General features: G+C 36.1%; 20 protein-coding genes, 1 tRNA gene and 1 riboswitch. Of the genes, 11 read left to right on the forward strand and 10 right to left on the reverse strand.

Annotated features, from left to right (window positions below; all coding sequences use genetic code 11):
• The first annotated feature begins 33 nt into the window (after positions 1 to 33).
• Positions 34 to 1,866, forward strand: a complete 1,833-nt coding sequence (locus tag BTHG_RS06005; RefSeq protein WP_010283281.1) for a DNA ligase D — start codon at positions 34 to 36, stop codon at positions 1,864 to 1,866.
• A gap of 502 nt (positions 1,867 to 2,368) precedes the next feature.
• Here BTHG_RS06005 and BTHG_RS06010 read toward each other — a convergent pair.
• The 4 genes from BTHG_RS06010 to proV all read right to left on the reverse strand — a co-directional run bounded on the left by BTHG_RS06010 (position 2,369) and on the right by proV (position 8,572).
• The gene (locus BTHG_RS06010; RefSeq protein ID WP_010283282.1) at positions 2,369 to 5,437 is read right to left on the reverse strand and encodes an efflux RND transporter permease subunit; all 3,069 of its coding nucleotides are present in this window, start codon (positions 5,435 to 5,437) and stop codon (positions 2,369 to 2,371) included.
• 137 nt (positions 5,438 to 5,574) lie between these two features.
• The gene (locus tag BTHG_RS06015) at positions 5,575 to 6,474 is read right to left on the reverse strand and encodes a glycine betaine ABC transporter substrate-binding protein (RefSeq protein ID WP_010283283.1); all 900 of its coding nucleotides are present in this window, start codon (positions 6,472 to 6,474) and stop codon (positions 5,575 to 5,577) included.
• The gene (locus tag BTHG_RS06020) at positions 6,474 to 7,322 is read right to left on the reverse strand and encodes an ABC transporter permease (RefSeq protein ID WP_010283284.1); all 849 of its coding nucleotides are present in this window, start codon (positions 7,320 to 7,322) and stop codon (positions 6,474 to 6,476) included. The genes BTHG_RS06015 and BTHG_RS06020 overlap by 1 nt, the downstream gene beginning before the upstream one ends.
• On the reverse strand, positions 7,322 to 8,572 hold the full coding sequence (gene proV, locus BTHG_RS06025) for a glycine betaine/L-proline ABC transporter ATP-binding protein ProV (RefSeq protein WP_010283285.1): 1,251 nt from the start codon (positions 8,570 to 8,572) through the stop codon (positions 7,322 to 7,324). The genes BTHG_RS06020 and proV overlap by 1 nt, the downstream gene beginning before the upstream one ends.
• Positions 8,573 to 8,890: 318 nt before the next feature.
• On the opposite strand from proV, the gene cudC reads away from it, so the two are divergent.
• Positions 8,891 to 9,421 (forward strand): choline uptake/conversion transcriptional regulator CudC, encoded by a 531-nt coding sequence (cudC, locus tag BTHG_RS06030; protein WP_010283286.1) that lies wholly within the window; start codon positions 8,891 to 8,893, stop codon positions 9,419 to 9,421.
• Positions 9,422 to 9,526: 105 nt separating this feature from the next.
• A complete protein-coding gene (locus BTHG_RS26675) occupies positions 9,527 to 9,691 on the forward strand; it encodes a hypothetical protein (protein ID WP_157256129.1) in 165 nt (54 codons plus the stop codon).
• Between the two features lie 196 nt (positions 9,692 to 9,887).
• Here BTHG_RS26675 and BTHG_RS24335 read toward each other — a convergent pair whose 3' ends face one another.
• Together BTHG_RS24335 and BTHG_RS06055 are read right to left on the reverse strand one after the other, a co-directional pair.
• Positions 9,888 to 11,147 carry a helix-turn-helix transcriptional regulator gene (locus tag BTHG_RS24335; RefSeq protein ID WP_010283287.1) on the reverse strand — a complete coding sequence of 420 codons (1,260 nt, stop codon included), beginning with the start codon at positions 11,145 to 11,147 and terminating at the stop codon, positions 9,888 to 9,890.
• Between the two features lie 212 nt (positions 11,148 to 11,359).
• Complete coding sequence (locus BTHG_RS06055) at positions 11,360 to 11,857, reverse strand: PTS sugar transporter subunit IIA (protein ID WP_010283288.1); 498 nt, start codon at positions 11,855 to 11,857, stop codon at positions 11,360 to 11,362.
• 475 nt (positions 11,858 to 12,332) lie between these two features.
• Here BTHG_RS06055 and BTHG_RS24340 point away from each other — a divergent pair, with 475 nt between their 5' ends.
• The 5 genes from BTHG_RS24340 (at position 12,333) to sstT (ending at position 16,673) form a co-directional block, all read left to right on the forward strand.
• On the forward strand, positions 12,333 to 13,328 hold the full coding sequence (locus BTHG_RS24340; RefSeq protein ID WP_232284436.1) for an ATP-binding protein: 996 nt from the start codon (positions 12,333 to 12,335) through the stop codon (positions 13,326 to 13,328).
• 19 nt (positions 13,329 to 13,347) lie between these two features.
• The gene (locus tag BTHG_RS06065; RefSeq protein ID WP_010283290.1) at positions 13,348 to 14,025 is read left to right on the forward strand and encodes an SOS response-associated peptidase; all 678 of its coding nucleotides are present in this window, start codon (positions 13,348 to 13,350) and stop codon (positions 14,023 to 14,025) included.
• 134 nt (positions 14,026 to 14,159) lie between these two features.
• A complete protein-coding gene (locus tag BTHG_RS06070) occupies positions 14,160 to 14,837 on the forward strand; it encodes a YetF domain-containing protein (protein ID WP_010283291.1) in 678 nt (225 codons plus the stop codon).
• Positions 14,838 to 14,864: 27 nt separating this feature from the next.
• Positions 14,865 to 15,143 carry a hypothetical protein gene (locus tag BTHG_RS06075; RefSeq protein ID WP_010283292.1) on the forward strand — a complete coding sequence of 93 codons (279 nt, stop codon included), beginning with the start codon at positions 14,865 to 14,867 and terminating at the stop codon, positions 15,141 to 15,143.
• Positions 15,144 to 15,437: 294 nt separating this feature from the next.
• Positions 15,438 to 16,673: a serine/threonine transporter SstT gene (gene sstT / locus BTHG_RS06080; RefSeq protein ID WP_010283293.1), complete on the forward strand. Its 1,236-nt coding sequence runs from the start codon at positions 15,438 to 15,440 to the stop codon at positions 16,671 to 16,673.
• 99 nt (positions 16,674 to 16,772) lie between these two features.
• On the opposite strand, the gene BTHG_RS06085 is transcribed toward sstT, so the two are convergent.
• Together BTHG_RS06085 and BTHG_RS06090 are read right to left on the reverse strand one after the other, a co-directional pair.
• A complete protein-coding gene (locus BTHG_RS06085) occupies positions 16,773 to 17,042 on the reverse strand; it encodes a hypothetical protein (RefSeq protein WP_042341579.1) in 270 nt (89 codons plus the stop codon).
• A gap of 175 nt (positions 17,043 to 17,217) precedes the next feature.
• Positions 17,218 to 18,714, reverse strand: a complete 1,497-nt coding sequence (locus BTHG_RS06090; RefSeq protein WP_010283295.1) for a pyruvate kinase — start codon at positions 18,712 to 18,714, stop codon at positions 17,218 to 17,220.
• A gap of 307 nt (positions 18,715 to 19,021) precedes the next feature.
• Between BTHG_RS06090 and BTHG_RS27295 the strand changes: the two genes are divergently transcribed.
• Positions 19,022 to 19,186: a ferritin family protein gene (locus tag BTHG_RS27295; RefSeq protein WP_408605271.1), complete on the forward strand. Its 165-nt coding sequence runs from the start codon at positions 19,022 to 19,024 to the stop codon at positions 19,184 to 19,186.
• A 139-nt stretch (positions 19,187 to 19,325) separates the two neighbouring features.
• Here the strand turns inward: BTHG_RS27295 and BTHG_RS06095 are convergent, their stop codons facing one another.
• Both BTHG_RS06095 and BTHG_RS06100 read right to left on the reverse strand, forming a co-directional pair.
• The gene (locus BTHG_RS06095) at positions 19,326 to 20,036 is read right to left on the reverse strand and encodes a DUF421 domain-containing protein (RefSeq protein ID WP_010283296.1); all 711 of its coding nucleotides are present in this window, start codon (positions 20,034 to 20,036) and stop codon (positions 19,326 to 19,328) included.
• Between the two features lie 132 nt (positions 20,037 to 20,168).
• Positions 20,169 to 20,240: transfer RNA gene (locus BTHG_RS06100), tRNA-Val, on the reverse strand.
• Positions 20,241 to 20,468: 228 nt separating this feature from the next.
• A riboswitch (cyclic di-AMP (ydaO/yuaA leader) is annotated at positions 20,469 to 20,622 on the forward strand.
• Positions 20,623 to 20,760: 138 nt separating this feature from the next.
• Here BTHG_RS06100 and BTHG_RS06105 point away from each other — a divergent pair.
• A complete protein-coding gene (locus BTHG_RS06105; protein ID WP_010283297.1) occupies positions 20,761 to 21,990 on the forward strand; it encodes a dicarboxylate/amino acid:cation symporter in 1,230 nt (409 codons plus the stop codon).
• A 96-nt stretch (positions 21,991 to 22,086) separates the two neighbouring features.
• Complete coding sequence (locus BTHG_RS06110; protein ID WP_010283298.1) at positions 22,087 to 22,809, forward strand: alpha/beta hydrolase; 723 nt, start codon at positions 22,087 to 22,089, stop codon at positions 22,807 to 22,809.
• Positions 22,810 to 22,935 lie beyond the last annotated feature (126 nt).

Here is a 22,935-nt window from a genome sequence, read left to right on the forward strand (position 1 = left end):
TTTTAAGGAGCCTTTCTCAAAGGAGTGGAAATGATGCTGAAACCAATGCTTCCGACTCTTATTTTCGAAGCTCCCACAGGACCAAATTGGGTTTATGAAATTAAATATGATGGTTTTCGGGCATTGTTGCATTGGGAAAAAGATCGTATCCAGTTAATCAGCAGGAACGGGAACCTCCTTAATGAACAGTTCCCAGAAATTATTAACCACTGTGAGGAACTTTCGGATGTAATGAAACCGTTCTTACCGTTGGTTTTTGATGGGGAGCTATGCATTTTAGATTCACCTTATAAAGCAAGCTTTGAAAAGATACAGCTGCGTGGTCGATTAAAAAGTGAAGCTAAAATTGCTCAGGCATCTGTTGATACGTCCGCACATTATTTGGTTTTTGATTTGCTTACACTAGGTGGGCAAAATCGGATGACAGCTAAATTCCTAAATCGCAAAAAAGATTTGTACAAGCTTTTTGAACAGACAAAGCTCTCGAGGATTATTGAGCCAAAGAGTGAACAACTTATCCAATTGGTCACATATGACCAGGAGTTTGAGGCAATCTGGAAAAATGCTACAGAATATAACGCAGAAGGAATCATTGCGAAAAAGATTGATAGCACATGGGATCAAGGCAAGCGTACAACAAACTGGTATAAAATAAAAAATTGGCAAATTGGTGCCTTTTTTATTTTGGGCTATGACAAAAAAAACGCTTTTTTTCACGTCGGCGTCGTGAGAAATAACCAAATTTATGAAATTGGCTTGTTTTCACACGGCCTTTCTCCTGATGAAAGACAAGCACTCCTTGGAGTTATTCAATCCAATGCAATGGATGAAACATCCGGTTTTATTAAAGTAGAACCTGGGATTTGTGTTGAGCTTTTTTATTTGGAATTGTATAAAGATCAATTGCGCCAACCAAGCTTTTCAAAATTCCGTTTCGATGTTGATTGGCATGACTGTACATGGGAAAAGCTCGTTCGGAATGCACCACTTTTGCCTGAAGATATTGAAATTACTCATCCCGACAAACCACTTTGGAAGGAAAAATCAATCACAAAGTTGGATTACATCCATTATTTAGTTGAGATTTCTCCCTATATGCTTCCGTTTTTAAAGGATCGTCTATTAACAGTCATTCGTTACCCACATGGCATGTATGGAGAAAGGTTTTACCAAAAAAATTGCCCTGAGTATGCACCTGACTATATCAAAACCTCCATGTCCGAGGGAATTGATTATATTGTTTGCAATGACTTAAAGACGCTTACATGGCTAGGAAATCAATTAAGTTTTGAGTTCCATATCCCTTTTCAAACGATATATTCAAAAGGACCATCTGAGATAGTTTTTGATTTGGATCCCCCGTCCCGTGAAGCTTTTCCATTAGCAAAAAAAGCAGCAACGATTTTAAAGGAAGTTTTTGACGGCCTTAAATTGAATTCATTTGTAAAGACATCCGGTAATAAAGGATTACAAATTTATATTCCCCTTCCCGAAAACCGATTTACATATGATGATACGCGCCAATTTACGGAGTTTATCGCAAACTATTTAACAACAATGGAACCCGATCTTTTTACAACAGAGAGACTGAAAAAGAACCGCGGCAATCGACTTTATGTTGATTACGTGCAACATGCCGAAGGAAAAACCATTGTAGCTCCGTATTCAGTTCGTGGAAATGATGGCGCTTTTGTTGCAACCCCGCTATATTGGGAGGAGATAACGGATGATTTGTCCATCGAGGATTTTCCACTCGAGACAATTATTGAAAGAATTAATGAAAAAGGCTGTCCCTTTGCACATTATTTTGATGCCAAAGATAAACAGCCATTTGAGCCTGTATTAGAGTTTTTGAGACAAAGCTAAGGTTGGGTGCATCGGTAGGAATCAGAGTAGTTTTCGTATGTTGTGATGAGGAGCATTTGGACCGTGATTGTGGTTTGGACGGAAATGTCCTTCATTCGGTTTATGTGAACTTTTTGGGCCAGGTCTCCCTCTTGGTATGTCCTTCATCTGGCTGAAGTTAAATCTTAGGTCCAGGTCTCTGTCCTTCATCTGGCTGATGAAGGACTTATTGCGCCTGTGTTCTCTTTGAAATTTCTATTATTGTCCACTTATAGCATGACTATTTCCTAGTAATATCCAAATATTCATTCATATCCTGCGCTTATGCCATATCCTTTTCCAACAATATCCAATCAAACACTCATATCCGGAACTTATACCTTACCCTTTTCCATCAATATCCAAACCAGCGCTCATATCCTGCGCCTATGCCATATCTTTTTACAATAATATCCAAACAAACGCTCATCCCGACAACAATTCTTGTGGCCACCTCTAAAACCAAACCACAAGGTCAATTCGTTTATTTCCCTCTTGCTCTCCTCCTCGTCTCTTTATCAAACAAACTATATACAATCGGGGTAATAAATAGCGTTAATAGTGTGCTGCTGACTAACCCACCAATCACCGTAATCCCCATCGGTTGATTGATTTCAGACCCTTCTCCAATACCGAAAGCGAGGGGTAATAATCCAAGAATTGTTGTAGAAGCAGTCATCATAACAGGTCTCGTTCGATCTTTTACAGCCGTTACAATTGCTTCGTATGAACTCATTCCCTCCCCCTTCTTCAGATTGATATAATCCACAAGCACTATCGCATTGTTTACTACGATACCTGCTAACACGATAATCCCGATGATAGCGGTGATTCCAATTGGCGTTTTAGTGAAATACAGACCAATTGCTACCCCAATAACCATTAATGGGACCGTGAACATGATAACAAACGGATACTTTAATGATTCAAATTGGGCTGCCATCACGATATAAATCAATGTTAGCGCAAGTACAAATGCAAGAAGCATTTGATCTAAGGAGGATTCTAACAACTCTTTATCACCACTGTATACAAGGTCCGTTTCATCGGATAAGTCAAGTCCTGCAACAGCCTCATCCACTTTTTTTGAAATCGCGCCAAGATTAGTTGTCGTTACATATTTCACCGTAAATTGCACCGCATGCTGTTGGTCAATTCTACGAACAGTTAACGGACCCTTACCAACCTTAATATCAGCCACGTCGTCTAAAGACACGTATGTGTTTGATTGTGTTTTTAAAAGAAGATTCCTTAAGCCCTCGATATTATTTGTAAAATCTTTGTCATAGCTCACATTAACAGGATAAATTTGATTTTTTTCATCTGTTAGCAGAAACGCCCTTGTTCCCCTAGTAACATCGTTAACTGTTGAAGCAATTTGTACAGGAGCAAGTCCCTCTTCGAACGCTTTTTCTTTATCGATTGTAATTTGTAATTCATCAATTGTTTCCGAAACATCTGTTGATACCTCAGTTACATCCTTCAAATCAACCAGTGAATCCAAAATCTTCGCAACCGCTTTATCAAGACGTTCCTTATCTGTATCCTTTACATGAAATTGCAATGTGTTTGGTGTAGATCCTGATGATGACTGAAGATTAAATTTAACGACTGCATGTGGGTGAAGTTCTCTAACCGACGACTCAATTTCCTTCTTTTTCTTGTCTACAAACTCAAAAGTCGAGTTCTTTCGGTCCTCAACTCCCTCCATTTTGACGTATATTTCTGCTTCACTTGAACTTCCCCCGCCCCGAAAACTTTTCTCTTGGGTGGAGCCTATTAAGCTTACATATACATCTACGTCTTTCTCATCTTCTAGTTGCTTTTCAATTGCGGCAACTGTTTCTTGGGTCTCTTCAAGCGGGACACCGTTTTCTAATTTAAGTTTTATTGTAAAAAATCCTTCATCACTTTTTGGAATAAATTCGGTTCCTACCGAAAATAGACCCAGTATACTTACCCCAAGCATCACAACGGTAAATACTAGTACGAAAATGCGATGCCGTAATGACCATCTTGTTGCTTTTTCCAAAAAAACCATGCCTCTTGAGGCTTGTCGTTTTGTTTCAAGATTCTCATTGGGCTTCTTTAAAAATCGACTAGCAAGCATTGGAACAACCGTTAATGCCACAACGAGGGATGCAACTAAACTAAATGCAATCGTAACTGCAAATTCGGTAAATAGCTCCCCTATTAATCCAGTTATAAAAACAACTGGTATAAAGACAGCAACAGTTGTCAATGTAGAAGCAATAATCGCTGCACCGATTTCTTTTGTTCCATCTGCAGCAGCTTGTTTTGGCTCTTTCCCCATTGATAAATGGCGGTATATGTTTTCGATTACAACGATTGAATTGTCAACGAGCATTCCAATTCCAAGCGCAAGTCCACCTAGAGTGAGAATATTTAATGAGAAATCTGAAAAATACATCAGCACAAAGGTCACTATGACGGAATATGGAATCGCAATCCCGATAATGAGTGGACTTTTTATACTTCTAAGGAAGAAAAAGAGTACAATCATTGCAAAAAGACCACCAAGTAGCAATGTACTTATGATGTTTCCAATTGCTATTTTGACATAGTCCCCTTGGTCAAATAGAATATCGGCTTTGACATTTTTATATTTCTCCTGTGAAAGCTTTTTTTCTAATTCTTTCTGAAATTCTTCAGAAACTTGAGCTGTATTCGCATCCGATTCCTGAAGGACACTTAAAAGCATGGCTGGCTCCATATTAGCTCGTGTGATCGTTCTCTGTGTTTCTGGCACTAAGTGAATCTTCGCTAGATCACCTAAGATTACTTTTTCTCCTAAAATCGGATCAACAGTAACCGAAAGCTCCTCTATGTCCTGGGTAGAATTCAAGGTACTTATCACCCTTGTAGTAAGCTCCCTCCCTTTTGATTCAATCGTATTACCAGGAAGTGAAACTGAATTAGCTCGCAAGATGTTGACTATATCTGCCTGTGTTAAGGAATATTCCTCCAACCGTTCTTGATCTAGTGCAACCTTTATTTCCTCAGATATGACACCTGAAAGATTGACATTTGCAACACCTTCGACTTTAGTAAGCTCGGTAGTCAACCCTTCTGCAAGTTCTTGAAGTCCTTTTCCATCCCCTTTCATACTTAGGGACAACTGAATAATTGGAAACTGTGATGGATCAAATTTTAAAAAACGTGGTGCCTCTGCATCATCCGTAATTTGAGTTTGATTGATTCGGCTTAAGATATCATTTTCAATATCATCAATCGAAGTAGTCCACGTAAACTGTAATAAAATTAAGGATGCTCCCTCCTGAGAAGTAGATGACATTGTTTTTAAGCCAGGCAATGTTGACAAACTTTGTTCAAGTGGTTTTGTCACCTTTTCCGATACCTCATTTGGACTTGCCCCGTAATAATTGGCGACAACTACACCTACAGGTGGATTGATGTCTGGGATTAACTTTAATGGAATATTCATCAAGGAAACAAAACCTAATATGATCACTAAGAACATGGTGACTAAAGTAAAAATTGGTCGTTTTATCGAAAATTTGCTTATATTCATTACCAATCCCCCATTTCAAAAAGTCCAACATAATTGCCATTATACCCATTTTACGTAAAAAAACTGTACACCCATCTATAGAGTGTACAGTTTCATTCAATAAAAATATTCTTTAGTTATGACAAATCTCTGAAAGGTTATTCTTTTAAATCTTCGATTGAGTCAATATCCATGTAAGTTGGTACAACTAAGCCAATTTTTGTACCTTCAAGGTTTGAACCTAGATCTTCAAACTGACCATCATATTTTTCTACATAATCAGCATGAGTTACAGGTAACCATCCAGCAACGTGTGCATCAACGGATCCATCAGCTACACCAGTCCACATTGGGCCGGCTTCTACTTGGCTCATTTTCACTTTATAGCCTAAATCTGTTAAAACTTTAGCAACTATATTGGTACTTGCAATTTCACTATCCCATGCAACATATGCTAATTTTACTTCTTCGCCATTTCCTTCTTCTACACCTTCAGTCCACTCTGCAACTTTATCTGGATTTTCTTCGATCCATTTTGCAGCAGCTTCTTCAGGTTTTGTTCCTTCATTAATATCTACCATTACATTTCCCATATCATCTGCCGTCCAATTGAATTGGTCTAATAACGTGTAAACACCTGGTAGATCATCTTTTAAACCATTTCGTGCAATCGTATGGATGTTTTCTTCCCCACCATATACTCCCTTAGGGTCTTCAAGATATTTAAGATCGAAAGCTGAGAATTTCCAGTGTGGCGTCCAACCAGTGATGATAATTGGTTCTTTTTTGTCATATGCCTTCTTAAGTGCTGCTGTCATGGCTGCACCGGAACCTTCAACTACAGTCCAATCGTCTAGACCATATTCTTCAATTGCTGAAGCAGTTGCTTTCATGATTCCTGCACCTGGATCGATTCCAACAATCTCATAATCTACTCTCTCTCCTACAGATGCTGAAGAAGTAGATGTAGTTCCTGCCTCATCAGAATTGCCACCACATGCAGCAAGTCCTAGAGTAAATCCAATTGCTAATGATGCTTTAACTACTTTTTTAAACATTAAGCAGTTCCCCCTTGTTTAGTTTTTCCTATATTTTGAGTAATCCGGTCTAAGATGATTGCAACAATAACAATCGCCAGACCAGCTTCAAAACCAGTTCCAGTTTGCAGCTGTGTAACAGCTCGGTATACATCTGCTCCTAACCCTGGTGCACCTACCATTGAGGCAATTACTACCATAGATAAAGCGAGCATGATGCTTTGGTTAATACCAGCCATAATTGTAGGCATAGCCAGTGGAATTTGGACTTTTACTAGTCTTTGTTTTGTTGTAGAGCCAAAGGCTTCAGTTGCCTCGATTAACTCCTGTGGCACTTGGGTGATTCCAAGTATCGTAAGTCTAATCGTCGGTGGCATTGCAAATATAACTGACGCAACAACACCAGGTACAACTCCGATATTGAAGAAAAAGATCGCCGGTAATAAGTAAACAAAAGCTGGCATTGTTTGCATGAAGTCTAGTATTGGAATGACAATACTGCCCACCGTTCTACTTTGTGAAGCCCATATTCCTAGAGGGATACCAAGAATAACCGATATTCCCACAGAGGTTAGCACAAGTGCAATTGTTTCTAGCATATTGCCCCAGTAACCTAGGTTATCGATTAAAAATAAACCAATTAATGTAAAAAGTGCAATTTTCCAATTACAAATTTTCCAGGCTACAACTCCCAAGATAAGAGCTAGTAGAATAGAAGGAATAAATCCTAATCCTGCAACAATTCCTTCTACAAATCCTTCAAGTCCTACCGCAATCCCTTCAAATAAAAATTCGAAGTTTGAGACTAACCAGTCTACAAATGTATCAATCCAATCCGCTATTGGCAGCTTTGGTAATAAACCTTCCATTATAAAGCCTCCCTTTCATCACTTAGAGGGAGTTGTTCAGTCCCAAAGTCATTAATATATGTGTTATTCCCTGCAAGTGCACCAATTACAGCACCACGAATGATGATTCCTATGAGTCGATTTTGTTCATCAACAACAGCAACTGGAATCGTCGCCTGTGAGACATCATCGAATAAATCAACAAGTAGTGTACTAGTCTCAACGGTTTTAAGATCTGTAACCATGACATCTGATAATGACAGATTTTGCTCAACCGCTTTTGAAGCTTCTACAGCACTAACTGCACCAACGAGTCTTTTCTGCTTGTCAACAGCATAAACAGTCGATAAACCATGATCCTTCATAATTTTAAGAGCTAGTCTAGCTCCTTTATCAACCTGAACGGTTTCCGCTCGTTTGACAATATGTCCAGCAGTAAGTACCTTCGATAAATCAACATCCTCAACAAATCTTTCTACATATTCATTAGATGGATTCATAAGTATTTCTTCTGGAGTTCCGATCTGTACGATGTTTCCGTCCTTCATTAAGGCAATACGGTCACCGATTCGTAGGGCTTCGTCAAGGTCATGGGTAATAAAGACAATTGTTTTTTCCATTGAACCCTGTAGTTCAATCAATTCATCCTGCATGTCCTTACGAATTAATGGATCCAAAGCACTGAATGCTTCGTCCATTAATAAAATATCCGGGTCATTTGCGAGCGCTCTTGCAAGTCCAACACGCTGCTGCATCCCACCACTAAGTTGGTCAGGATATTGATTTTCATAGCCTTCCAGACCTACTAATTTAAGCGCTTCGAACGCTTTTCGTGAGCGTTCTTCTTTAGGTACACCTTGAATTTCCAAGCCATATTCGGTATTTTGAAGAACCGTTTTATGTGGGAATAGTGCGAAGCGTTGAAACACCATGCTCATTTTTTTCCTACGAACTTCTCGAATTTCTTCTTTTTTCATGGATACGACGTCTTTTCCATCAATTAAAACTTGACCAGAAGTTGGTTCTATTAATCTATTTAATAGGCGTACTAAAGTAGATTTCCCGCTCCCAGATAACCCCATGATGACAAAAATTTCACCTGGATAAATCTCAAAGCTTGCTTGATTCACACCCACTGTAGATCCAGTACTTTTTAATATTTCTTGCTTTGATTTTCCTTCCTTTAATAGTTGAATCGCTTTCTTAGAGGAGCGTCCAAATATTTTCGTTACATTGGAAACCTTAATCTTGATTTGTTTTTCACTATCCATTCTTTCACCTCAATATTCTTGATGATTTAACCCGACCATTATTTGATATTCTTAAAAACCCACAAAATACCGATGCAGAAAGCAATTAGTAACTATGACCTATTAATTGTATTAATAATTTTTATAAATCACAAAAGGGATATGACTGGATATACAGCCGTAAAGTTTGTAAAGTAAAAACTGTACGTACTTTACATTCCGAATGCATAGAATTCCTCCATTATCCTCCATTATCCTTTCAACACCTCCTCTTTACATTCAATGCACAAATGAGTAGGCTATATATATTAATTCTTTTGTTGTAGGATGTGAATTTACTTGCAAGGCACAGACAAGCTTGAAAAAGCAAGAGAACGAGTCATTGATGCAATCGCTCAGAACATGAATTTATATGGAGTAACACCTTCAGTTGGAAGGCTTTGGGGGCTTATGTATTTTCATGATGAGCCAATGACACTTGATGATATGAAACAAGAGCTAGGCATGAGTAAAACAAGTATGAGTACTTCTGTTCGTCATTTAGTGGACCTAAAAATGGTCGATAAGGTGTGGAAAAAAGGGATTCGAAAAGATTTGTATGAGGTTGAAGAAGATTGGTATCAAACCTTTATTGACTTTTTTACGATAAAATGGCGGAGTGGCATTTCCATGAATGTAAGTGCCATTCAGAAATCTTTAACTGATCTTAAGGAGCTCATAGAGGACGAACAAATTAGTGAAGAAGTTAAAGTAGAAGCAGAAAACGATATTGCGAAGTTAAACAATGCGTTAGAATATTATTTTTGGCTTAACCGGTTAGTAGATAGCTTTGAATCAAATGAAATCTTTACATTTATTCCAAAAAAGTAACGTTTATGAACGTTGCTTTTTTAAATTTAAAACTAAACAACAAACATGCCTTTTTTCTCATCTATTTTTCCCCATTCTCATACCCTACAATATGGGGGTGAGAAGATGCCATTATGGGGCTGGATAATCGTCTTTTTTGGAGGGTTGCTCCTTTTAGGTTTTATCGTAGACGGCACATCCAAAAAGAAACATTCTACTAACTCCCGCAGTATTCAAAAACAAGTTGATGAAGTAAAAAATAACCAAACCGATTATCATCACTTTTTATAAACAATTAAGAAGAAAGCAGCCCTGATTTTATCGGGCTGCTTTCTACATTATACCTGCACTTCTTGTGAATCAGGGTAGTCATTGTCCACCCATGCTACACCTTCATTTAGTTGGTAACCCGCAATTGTCACAAGTCCAAGCATGAGAATTAGCAATAGTTTTTTCATATTTCACACCTCCTTTTTGAATCAATCATTTATTGATTTAAATGACTATGTTTTTTCAAAGACGAAATCGCCTTTGAAAAATAATAGCTTGCTAACTTATATTTATGATTTTCTTGATAGATTTTCCCTAATTCCTCAGCGTAATAGGCGACATGGAGATGATGTTCAATGCCTTCAAAATAAGGCAAGGCATCTTTTTCAATAAATCTTGATAGATTTTCAGACTTATTCAGCAAATAATCATAATAGATGAAATGAATCGTAAAGTCTTGTAAATTTTGATGAGTTTCAACTAAGGCAAACCCTTCTTTTAGCCATTTTTGACACCGTTCATGATCACCAATTTTATAATATTCTTCGATTAAACCATGAATTGAACGAAGTTTGCCTATTACCATATGTTCTTCTTTATGGGTAATACTATTTAAAAATTGTTCAATAGCTTCATTTGATTTACCTACTTTTGAATAAAGGACACCTTGGTTATGGTAAATTAAGCCTAATAAAGACGAATCGTTTATACCTTCAGCTACCTTTGCTGCTAACAAATAATTTTTTTCGGCCATTTCAAATTCATTGATTTTTTCATAGCATATGCCCAATAAAATTTGACATTCAGCACTTCTTTTCAAGTCGTATAGAGATTGATAGATTGCCAATGCTTTCTGTATATATACAATACTTAAGGCTAATTTCCCCATTCGGTTATTATTTAGCCCTTTATAGTAATACAAATCAGCCGTTTCCCAGCTCTCAAAGTGGACACTACTTGTTAAAATCTCCTCTGCTACTTTAAAATGCTCCATCGCAGCGGAAAAATGATTCTTTAAATAATAAAATTGGCCTACAAATTTTTCGTAAAAATAACTCATTCGAATATCCAGTATATCTCGATATAATTCCATTCTCTTAATCTGTGCTTCCGCTTTATCTAATTGGTTTGTAAAGATAAAATATCTTAGCTCAAAAAGAACAAAGAAAATCGCAACTCTAGAATCATTTGAATTTTTGCACTCATAGGATTCGTAAAAGGAAACAGCAGGCTCCCTTTTACGAGCAACCATCAGATGGTACCAATCATGAAGTTCTTTTAGTTGAGCATATTCTTCACTTTCAATTAGCTTGATTCCTAACCGTTCACATAATAATTCAAGTACCTCTATACTTGCTGAGGTTTGGTTATTTTCAATTTTTGAAAGATAAGAAATTGAGATAATCTCCTGTGCAAGTTCTTCTTGAGTCATATTATTTTGAATTCGAAAGAAACGTATTCTGCTTCCTATCTCCATATTTCATACCCTCTCATTGACTGGTTATATATTCTTTCTAGAAAAATAGGAAAAACCCTTTTTTTATCAGTGGGTATATAGGCCTATTTTTACAAATTTATACAACCAATCCTTATTAATCCTATGCTTTGCCTTTCATACATATGTAAATTCAGGTCTAAATAATCAATAAGTACTATACGAAAAAACGGTCCCAAATCGGGACCGTCTTCTTATTTTTTCTTTACTTTTGCAAGTTCAGTTGCACCTGCTGTCGCCTGACCAGTTCCAATTTTTTCAAACGATTCAACAGCATCAAAATTTGTGATGACAATTGGAGTAATGGTGCTTGCAGCCTTCTCTTTAACCAAATCTAAATCAAAAGTTACAAGCTCAGTCCCTACCTCTACTTTATCCCCTTCCTTTACATGAGTGGTGAATCCTTCACCTTTCATGTTTACAGTTTCAAGGCCGATATGTATGAGTAGCTCTAAACCAATTTCAGTTTTAATTCCAATGGCATGTTTAGTTGGAAAAACTTGAATAATTTCTCCTTTAACAGGTGAAACAATTTTTCCTTCAGACGGCTCAATCGCAAGTCCATCTCCCATCATTTTTTGGGAAAACACTGGGTCTGGAACCTCTTCAAGTGCAAGGATATTACCAGTTGCTGGAGCAACTAATACCTCCTCAACTTTTTTATCCTTACTACCAAATAATTTTTTAAACATAATAATCCTCCAAAATTAAAGATATGTTTAGTTGTATCATACCCAGAACAAGAAAAAAAGAATTATGATTTGGGTAAATTGCATATTACATTTTTTCAAAATATGCTCAAAGTTGCAAGTGGAACATTGAAGGATTATTTGAGAATATGTCGAATTTTTATAAAGAAAGTTGTCAAAAAATTAAAACATAGGGTGTGTGACGAAAAGTGTTTGATCATATTGGGCATGTTCTTTACCATGTACTTATCGTTCTTTTTCCTATTCTCGTATATTATTTACTTGTTATTCAGGACCACCATTCTTCGCCAAAGCATCACTCAAAAAACTACTTATCATGATTGTCATCATCCTTTTATCAACGATGTCTTTCCCAGTAACATACGCAAATGGATTTAGTTATGATTTGAGGATTATCCCTATATTCGTCGCATTTCTTTATGTTGGTTTTTTCCAGGGGATTTCTGTTATTTTGATTATGCTTGTATATTTACAACTTCTTGATGATACGTTTTTTTTCATAACTTTGATTAATTATGCAATCATTGCTATCATTTTTTATTTATTGTTGAAAAAATATCATTCCCTTCTATTAAATAGTAAACTATTCATTTTAACAGTTATTTTTTGTTTTATTGTCCTAACAAGAGCCGCCAGCTTAGTAAAGAATAACCAAACCGAGCAAACTTTAATCATGGTTATTTTTTCTATCATTACTTGGATTACACTCCTACTTGTTGTCCTCCTTATAGAAAACTTAAAACAACAAATTTTATTACAAAGAGAACTTAGACGCTCCGAAAAATTGAATGTGATAAGCCAGCTAGCAGCTTCAGTCGCCCATGAAGTACGCAATCCTTTAACAACCGTAAATGGATTTTTACAATTAATTAATCGTGATGATAACATCACTGAAAAACAGAGAGACTATATTGATATTACCCTCTCCGAATTAAATCGCGCACAATCCATTATTAATGATTATTTATCACTTGCAAAGCCAAATAATAGTACTACTCATTTAGTTAACATCAGCGAAGAACTTTCAAAAACAATTGAACTGATGACATCATATACCAATATCCAAAATATTGAGGTCGAAGCATCAATAGAAAATTCCCTCATTGTGAATGGAAATAAAGATGAAATCAAACAAGTTTTAATCAATATTATAAAAAATGCCATTGAAGCGATGGGTAATGATGGATCAATAAAGATAGAAGCATTTTCAAAAAGTCAGGACATTATCGTAAAAATTACGGATAATGGTCCTGGAATGACTAAAGAACAGCTTTCAAAAATTGGCACACCCTTTTATTCTACAAAAGACAAAGGAACCGGAATGGGCCTAACAATTTGTTTTCAAATTATTGAACAGTTAAAAGGTACAATCGATGTTGAAAGTGCGTTAGGAATTGGCACAACATTTATTATCAAGTTGCCTACCTATCACAGCCCTTCTCCATCATCATAAAGTGAGGTTGAAACAAACAATGTGTGGACGATTTACACTATTTGCAGAGTTTGAGGAAATCATAAATCGTTTTGATATTGAAGCCGCAATTGAACAAGACCTATATAATCCAAGTTTTAACATCGCCCCTTCTCAATCTGTCCTTTCAGTCATTAATGACGGTAGCCGTAATCGATTAGGTTATTTGCGTTGGGGCTTTGTCCCTTCATGGGCGAAAGATGAAAAAATCGGGTATAAAATGATCAATGCACGTGCTGAAACTTTAGCTGAAAAACCTAGCTTCAAACAAGCTTTCCAACATCGCCGTTGTCTTATTATTGCTGACAGTTATTATGAATGGAAAAGAGGAGCTGAAAAATCAAAAACGCCAATGAGAATTAAATTAAAATCGGAGAAGCTGTTTGCAATGGCGGGAATCTGGGAGCGTTGGAAATCGCCTGAAGGGAAACCCTTGTTTTCATGTTCAATTATTACCACAACTCCAAACGAGCTAATGAAGGATATACATGACCGAATGCCTGTTATTTTGCGAAAAGAAGATGAGAAAACATGGCTAGACCCTTCTTTGGATGATATTTCAAAGGTCACGCATTTATTAAAACCATTGGCAGCTACCCACATGGAGGCCTATCAGGTATCATCATTAGTAAACTCACCTCGTAATAACTCACCGAACCTAATTCAAAAAATATGTTAATGAAAGCGACTGAAATCCGAATGTGGATTCAGTCGTTTTACTATTTAATCCCTATGAAGACCATTCATAAATTTCCTGTATTTGGAGATAAATAAAATGATTTACCTTTGATAGATTGGAGTTTACAAAAATAAATGAAATTTGCACATTTAACATTCGAACTAATTCTAGGGTTTTTCCTATTATTTATTATCGTAAAAATTGTTGGTCGAAAAATAATTCACCAAATTACACCGTTTACGTTTATTTCAGGAATTGTCTTAAGTGAACTTTTAGGTAATGCCTTGTATGACGAAACCATCAGTGCAATTTACATTGTTTTCTCGATGTGCCTTTGGGGATTTCTATTATTTATTGTCGAATTCCTTGGCCAAAAGATTATATTTTTTCGTGGACTATTTGAAGGGAAACCAATTGCACTTATTAACAACGGTTCCGTTAATAAGGAAGCCCTAAAAAAAGCCAGGATGAATATTAACCAATTACAAAGTCTCCTTCGCCAAAGCGAAACCTTTTCTATTCGGGAGGTCGCCTATTGTTATCTGGAGCCGAGTGGATCAATTAGCATTTTAAAGAAGAACAAATATCAAAAAACCACATTAGAAGATTTTCAATTACCGGAAAAACCTGTGTATGTACCTGTAACCATCATTCGAGATGGAAAAATTTTATGGGACGAGATTCAAGACTTAGGATTTAATGAAGTTTGGTTAAAGAATCAACTTCATTCAAAAAACGTATCAGATTATAAAGATGTCTTTTTAGCAGAATGGTTAGAAGATGACGGGATATTTATCCAAACCTATGAATAAAAAAATTCTGAAGAGATGTGATGAAAAATGGATTTCCCTACAATACATACAGATATTTGGGATGCAGTAATTGCAGTACCTTTAGTGATGATTGTCACACAAATTATCAAAAAACTATTTAAAGTACCTAAAAAATATGTTCCAACATTGGCACTTATTTTTGGATTAGTCATTTCAGTGTTTTACAGCCATCGGCATAGCTTAACTGCTGGAATATTTATGGGATGGTTCTACGGGTATGCCGCAATTGGCTCCTACGCCTCCCTCAAAACAACTATATTGGCATATAGAAATACGTATAAATAGACCAGAATTTTTTGCAACATTTTCACACCTTATAAAACTGAAATTATATGATAAAATAATGCCTGTACCTTTGATTGAATGGTATAGGTATTTTTAGATGGATATAAGAGCCAGTTACACAATTTGATATATTCAAAATACTAGAAACATTTTCTCAATAAAATTATTTCCATCTTTTAAAATTGATTCACAATTTACAATCTTCGTGTTAAACTTACAAATATTATATTATTCTATTAATAATATTTCATACAGCAGAATGTTGTGGACAACCAAAAACAAGGGGGAAAAAGTATGAAAGAAGTGTTTCAAAAATGGAACCAAATCAGCCTTGTAAAACGGATACTTGCAGGTATTATCGTAGGTGTTTTATTGGCCTTAATAGTTCCTGAGGGAGCAAAATGGGTTTCCATTTTCGGTTCTTTATTTGTTGGTGCCTTAAAAGCTGTTGCACCTGTCCTGGTCTTATTCTTGGTTATTGGTGCCATCTCTAAAAATAGAAGTGGAACGAAAACGAATATTAAATCTATTATTGGTTTATATGCAATTAGTACATTTTTAGCAGGATTTATTGCCGTTTTGGCAAGCTTTATCTTCCCAGTAAAATTGTCCCTTGTTACTGGAGCAGACGACCTTACACCACCAAGTGGCATTTTAGAGGTCCTTCAAACATTACTGTTTAACATCGTGGACAACCCTATCAATGCTCTTATCAATGCAAACTATATTGGAATACTTGCCTGGGCAATAGTACTCGGAATTGCACTAAAAAATGCGAACGACACTACTAAAACATTGCTATCTAATATTTCTGACGCGATCACTACTGTTGTAAAATGGGTAATCAGCCTAGCTCCAATCGGAATCATGGGGTTAGTGTTTGATGCATTTGTTACAAATGGACTTTCTGCATTAACGGAATATGGACGAATTCTAGTCCTTTTACTTGGATGTATGTTTTTTATAGCGTTAGTTGTCAATCCGTTAATTGTGTATTTCTACATTCGTCAAAACCCATATCCGCTCGTCTTTAGATGTTTGCGAGAAAGTGGGATTACAGCATTCTTTACTCGCAGTTCCGCTGCAAACATACCAGTTAACATGAATTTATGTGAAAAACTTGGACTAAATAAAGATACTTATTCAGTTTCAATCCCATTAGGTGGTACGATAAACATGGCTGGTGCTGCGGTAACGATTTCAGTTCTAACCCTCGCAGCAGTCCATACACTTGGTGTTGAAGTTGATTTTGCAACAGCCCTTATTCTTAGTGTTCTATCTGCAATTTCAGCAGCGGGTGCTTCTGGTGTTGCCGGTGGGTCTCTCTTACTGATTCCTTTAGCATCAAGCTTATTTGGTATTCCAAACGATGTTGCAATGCAAGTCGTTGCAGTTGGTTTTATCATTGGTGTCCTTCAAGACTCATGCGAAACTGCACTTAACTCTTCATCAGATGTACTATTCACAGCAACTGCTGAATTTGCGAAGAAGCGTAAAGAGCTGAAAAAGGTTGGAGCTAAGTCGGCCTAACACGTATATTGAATGATAGAAAACACCCATTTATTTGGGTGTTTTTTTTGCAAAAAAGAAGACGGCTACCTAAAATAGGTAACCGACCGGCATTACATGTTAATAAAAAGGATAGCCTCCGAAACCATATGGATATCCAAAACCATAACCATAACCAGGATAACCATATCCCCACGGGCCAGCTAAGGTACTTCCTAGTAATCCCCCTAATAACGCGCCTCCTAAGAATGGAGCACCAAATCCAAAGCCAAAAGGTCTTCCGAATCCAAAGCCAAATGGACGTCCAAAACCAAACGGTCTACCAAAACCAAATGGTCTTCCAAAGCCAAATGGTCTTCCAAAAATTCTACTATCATTTGGGTCAATCATTGAACCTGGGTGATTATTCATAAGCTGTTGATGGTCGTAAAGATTTACACTCAACTTTTATCCCTCCTCTTATTTTCAATTACAATATATTCCGCGAATGTAATAATTCTTGGGCATTTATCTAAAATGGGCTGTTTTATTACATTCTTTTTATTACATATTTATCCTCTAAACATCAAAAATCAAATTGGACGAATGACACCAATGAATTCCTTAAATGAAATTGTGGGTCTTGGTTAATTTCGTTCAACTTCTGTAAAAATTCAATTGAATTTGGAACATAAGGACCTTTATTAAGCATAATACAATCTGCTCTTAAACCTGCCTGTGCATCTGTTAATTCAGTTATTGATGGGATATTTTTCTTATTCATATTTTCTAAGACTCCAGTGGCCCATATTACAGGAGTATGGGCTGCATTACAGATTTCTAGAATGCCTTCTTGTGCGCTTAAAAACTGTTCCAATCCAATTTCAATAACTAAATCCCCTCTTGCAATCATGACTCCAAACAGACTACAATTCAGTCCTTCCATAATAATTTTGGATAATGATAATATGGCATTTTTAGTTTCTATTTTTGCAATGATTCCTTTTTTTTCATCCGTGAGTAATTCTAACTGTTGCTTTACCATTTGAATATCTTTTGGATGATTAATATATGAAATGCCAACTAAATCAATGTCTTTATACATTGATTTCAAAATCGATAAATCTGATTCCGATACGGTTGAGACATTTAAATGGACAAGGGAGTCAGGGAAATTTATTCCATTTTCTGGATAGATCGTTTCTTCTTTTTTTCTTGTTAAAAAAATTTCAATCTCAATATACTCCTCTGTATTCAATACAACCTTCCCAAATATTTTGCCATCATCAATGTACACTCTGTCATTGATTCGAACATTTCTCAAAGCTTTAGGTAATGTAACTCCAACCGATGCTGGTTCTGTATCCGTTTTAGGAATTCCAATATATTTATCATTTTTATAAATTCGCAAAATATCATTTTTCTTTATTTTTATATAGCTCTCTTTCTTGCCTTTTTTATTTTTACTAGGTGTAATTGAACCAATTCGAATTTTAGGCCCTGGAAGATCGATGAAGATTTTACATTTTGAATCATCGCCAGCACATCTTGCATTATGCTTTTCTTCTGCCTTTCTTAATGTCTGAATCATCTTTTTCCATACTGTTAAATTGTCATGTGCACAGTTTATTCTGGCAATTGTCATGCCGGCTTGCAATAAATGAGTAAAAGTTTCAGGGGTTTCAAGCATGGATCGGTCAAGGCTAACCATAATATGTTTTTTATTTTGTGTTTTTCCAAACAATTTATCACTACGCTCTTCTTTTAATGATTTCGCAGTGTTTACATCAATAAATACCTTATTAGAACAAGGGGTTGATTCTTCCTTAGAAAGGTGATTGATGATTTTATTTAAGGTATACATGATATGGGGACTACCGTTTGAAAGTGGTAAAAATGCTTTTTCTAGTAAAATATTGTTTAAATTGGGATCAACCATTTTCTGCAATACTGAAAAGGCTCGCAGATTGATTTTACTTTGATTTGTGGAATTATAGACAATGTTTTTGGAGTTATTGAAAATCATTGTTTGCGCATTTTCCCTAAGCTTTATTAAATATTCTTTTAATTTATCTTGATTCATTGCCACCACATTCCTTTCAAGGTTTCAGAACATACATTCTTTATGTAGAGATATCAATGATTGAAGTGAATGAAGTAAACGGTCCGTACCAATGGTTTGTAATACTTTTTCACATTATTCATTTATATTCAAATTTGTTAATATGTGAGTCTTTCTTTAAATCCATCAAACTATATTTATAACCAATACTTAGGTTTATGTATGCACAATAGCCCATAACACATCCAGCGAGATTTGCACGTGTTTAACAGGAAGAAAGCCATCTCCTAAAATTATTGAGGAATGCCCGGATACGTATAGAGCTGGAATTGAGTTTGCATTTAAAGACGAACAATGGGCTGTATATACTTATTTAGATATTGCAGAAAAAACTCAGGATAGTACGATTAAGGATAGATTTAAACGTGCAGCATCTGATGAACAAAATCATGCTGTATGGTTTTTGTATTTTATTCAAAAAATCAAAAAATAACACAGGACAATTGGAAAGTAGAAAAGTAGAGTGCTAAAATTATATAACCACATTTGAAGAGGTTTTTCTGGAACTTAATTAATTAATTAATTAATAATTGCTACTATGTAATCGGGACGAAGTTCTCGTCCCGGCCTATTTATTCTTTATCAATTGGAGAATGAATATGATCTCTATATGTATCAATGTAAAGATTCGAATTAGCGGCCAATACGGCATAAACAACATCATGAACCGTTAAACCTCTCTTTTGTAATTCTACTTTTAACCACGATCTAGTTATTTTATTTTGTTCTAGGTTCTCTTCAATGATTTCACCATCCATGATTAGTTCAATTGGTAACCTTTGTTCAGACATTACTGCTACCATTAAATCCTGCCTGGTTACATTTCTAAACTGCGGCTTTTTTAACACAGTCAATGTTCCATTCGTCTCTACTATCGCAAAGAGTACCTCTTCAATATTAAAAACGTCTTTTTCTCGTAATTGTTGATTTAAATAATCTAGGGTATAACGCATTTTATTCATATTTTTTTCTAATATTTTCCCATTCTGTATTACGATAGTTGGATCACCGGCTAGAAATTTTCTCCCTTTTCTATTTTTTAACGATATGATTGCAATAAGAAAAATAATAGCTACATATATAGAAAATGCAATAATCGTATGGTGGACCTTTATAGTAGTGTTGAATGCTAAATTTGCTGAGATTGCTCCTAACGTAATTGCTGCAACAAAATCAAACATTGTCATTTGTGATATCGTTTGCTTACCTAATATTCTCGCTCCTATTAGTAAGAGACTGAAAGAGGTTATTGACCTCAAAATTACTTCAAAATGTTCAGGCATACCTGCTGCACCTCTGCTAAATTATGGATAGTTTTAGTCATAACATGCAACCAATTGGTATTTCATATACCCCTTTAATTTCAATATAAAAAAAAGCCACTTTCATATTTTCTAGAAAGTGGCTTAAACCTATGAGCGATGAGGGATTCGAACCCCCGACCCCGTCCCTGTCAAGGACGTATTCTCCCACTGAACTAATCGCTCGTAATATAAAAGGATAGTTTCCAAACAACGTAATTCTCACCCTGCTAATGAATCACAATATATGGACAATTCTTACTATACATTCGCTTTAGAAGTTTGTCAATTAGATTATAGTACTTTTATTGAAATTGTCCCGCAAGTTAAGGTTGTTAAAGCAGAATCATACTAAAGCATTATTTACAAGATGTCTACTTATAAGATATAAATATAATAATGGGGCAATTTATAACTTTATATTCGCTGAATTCTCATTTTTTGAGAAACGGGGGAACCATTAACGTGCAAAAGGGCACTCGGGGTGAATCCTTTTAATAAAAAAGGTAGGAAAATACTCTTCATCCGAATCCGACAGCTAACCTCGTAAGCATTCCGGAGAGAGCGTTTGCAAAAACCTACTTTATGGCCATGAGCCCTACTCTCGTGGCCTTTTGTGTCTCCAAAAATATGCTTTTCATCGCAATTCACATTCCCTTTTGCATCCAAAAGTACACATCAACTACATCTTTAGAGGAGGTTTTTTATGTCATTAACTAAGAAGATTTTATTAGGTTTAGGTTTAGGTGCGGTTGTTGGGCTCATTTTAAATGTAACATCACCATCCGCTTTTGAATTTGCGAATACCTATATCTTTGTTCCACTAGGTCAAATTTTCTTAAATTTAATTAAAATGCTTGTTGTTCCGATTGTCTTAGTATCTATTACTCTAGGAGTAGCTGGGTTAGGCGATCCAAAGAAGCTCGGAAGAATTGGAGCAAAAACAATTACTTACTTCATAGCAACAACGACAATTGCCATTACAATTGCAATTGCACTTGCCTCAATTTTTAAGCCGGGGACTGGTGGAGGATTCGATACTACAGGAGCAACCTATGATGGTGCAACAGAAGCTCCTCCAGTTATGGAAACGTTAATTAATATCATTCCGACAAATCCTTTTACAGCGATGAATGATGCAAATATGCTTCAAATTATTGCATTTGCTATTTTCATAGGTTTAGCTTTAACTGTCTTAGGAGAAAAAACAAAGGGAATTTTAAATCTGTTTGAGCAAGCAAATGAAATCATGATGTATTTAGTTAATCTTGTAATGAAAACAGCACCCTATGGTACATTCGGTCTTATTGCAACTGCAATCGGAGGCCAAGGATATGCAGCGATTAAAGCAATGCTCGCTTATTTCCTAATAGTACTTGCTGCCCTATTAATCCATGCTGCTGTAACATATGGCGGTACAATTGCATTTCTGGCAAAACGAAATCCAATCGAGTTTTTTAAAGGCTTTGCACCTGCAATGACAGTTGCTTTTAGTACTTCAAGTAGTAATGCAACACTTCCAGTTTCAATGGACACTGCCCAAAAAAATCTTAAGGTTCCTGAACCTATTAGTAGCTTTGTTCAACCATTAGGTGCGACAATTAATATGGATGGAACAGCAATCATGCAAGGTGTTGCTACCATTTTCATTGCGCAAGTATACGGTGTTGACCTAACATTCACTCAAATTTTAGTGGTTATTTTAACAGCGGTACTTGCTAGTGTTGGTACAGCTGGGGTCCCTGGTGTTGGATTAATCATGCTGGCAATGGTACTAACTGCGGTTGGTTTACCAGCGGAAGGAATTGGTTTAATTATCGGTATTGACCGCTTACTTGATATGACACGTACAGCTATCAATATAACAGGTGATGCTGCATGTGCAGTGTATGTTGCAGAATCAGAAAAGAAACACATGGATAAAGCAACTGCTTAATAAACACCGATTAGCGACAGGGATTTTCCCTGTCGTTTTCCTTTTTAAAGCGATATAATAAGACATGTAAATTGTTTATTTGGAGGATTATTAAAGATGGTTAATAAGGGCACTGTTAGGGAAATGACTATACATAGTAAGATTTTAGATGAAGAATTTGAACTTATTGTTTATTTACCAGCAACCTACTCTCCCCTTTACAAATATAATATTCTTATCGCTCAGGATGGACGTGATTATTTTAACCTTGGAAGGGTTGCAAGGGTTGCCGATAAACTATTAGAAACAGGCGAAATGAGCAATACCATTATTATAGGAGTTCCTTATAAAAGCGTTGCAGATCGTCGTAGGAAATACCATCCGGATGGTGACCAGCATCATTTATATAAGCGCTTTTTAGCTGAAGAACTAGTTCCATTTCTCGACCAAGAGTTCCCAACCTATCAAATCGGCCAGGGTCGCGCATTAATTGGGGATTCATTGGCGGCGACTATTTCACTTTTAACAGCACTTGAATACCCACATACTTTCGGAAAGGTGATGATGCAATCACCTTTCGTAAATAAACATGTCCTTGAAAAAGTTAAAAATTTTGGAGAGCCACATCTCCTTGATTTGTATCATGTAATAGGAATAGGTGAAACCGAAGTCAAAACAACCAAAGGGGATATAGAAGATTTTTTAACCCCTAACCGTGAATTGCATGACATCATTTTGAAAAAAGGGTATCCCTATTTTTATGAAGAATTTAATGGCAACCATACATGGAAGTATTGGCAGCCTGATTTACCAAGAGCCCTATCAAAAATGTTGTCTTAACTTAATTCAGGAGAAATTTCCCTACTATAATAATTGAGGGAAGAATAAATAAGAGTTATCTTGGTGTTTTGTTTCAAACCCCAGCTGAATAAAGTTAAAGCATCCCGCGAATGCCACGATTTTTCA

Source organism: Bacillus timonensis, from assembly GCF_000285535.1.
GTDB lineage: Bacteria > Bacillota > Bacilli > Bacillales > Bacillaceae_L > Ferdinandcohnia > Ferdinandcohnia timonensis.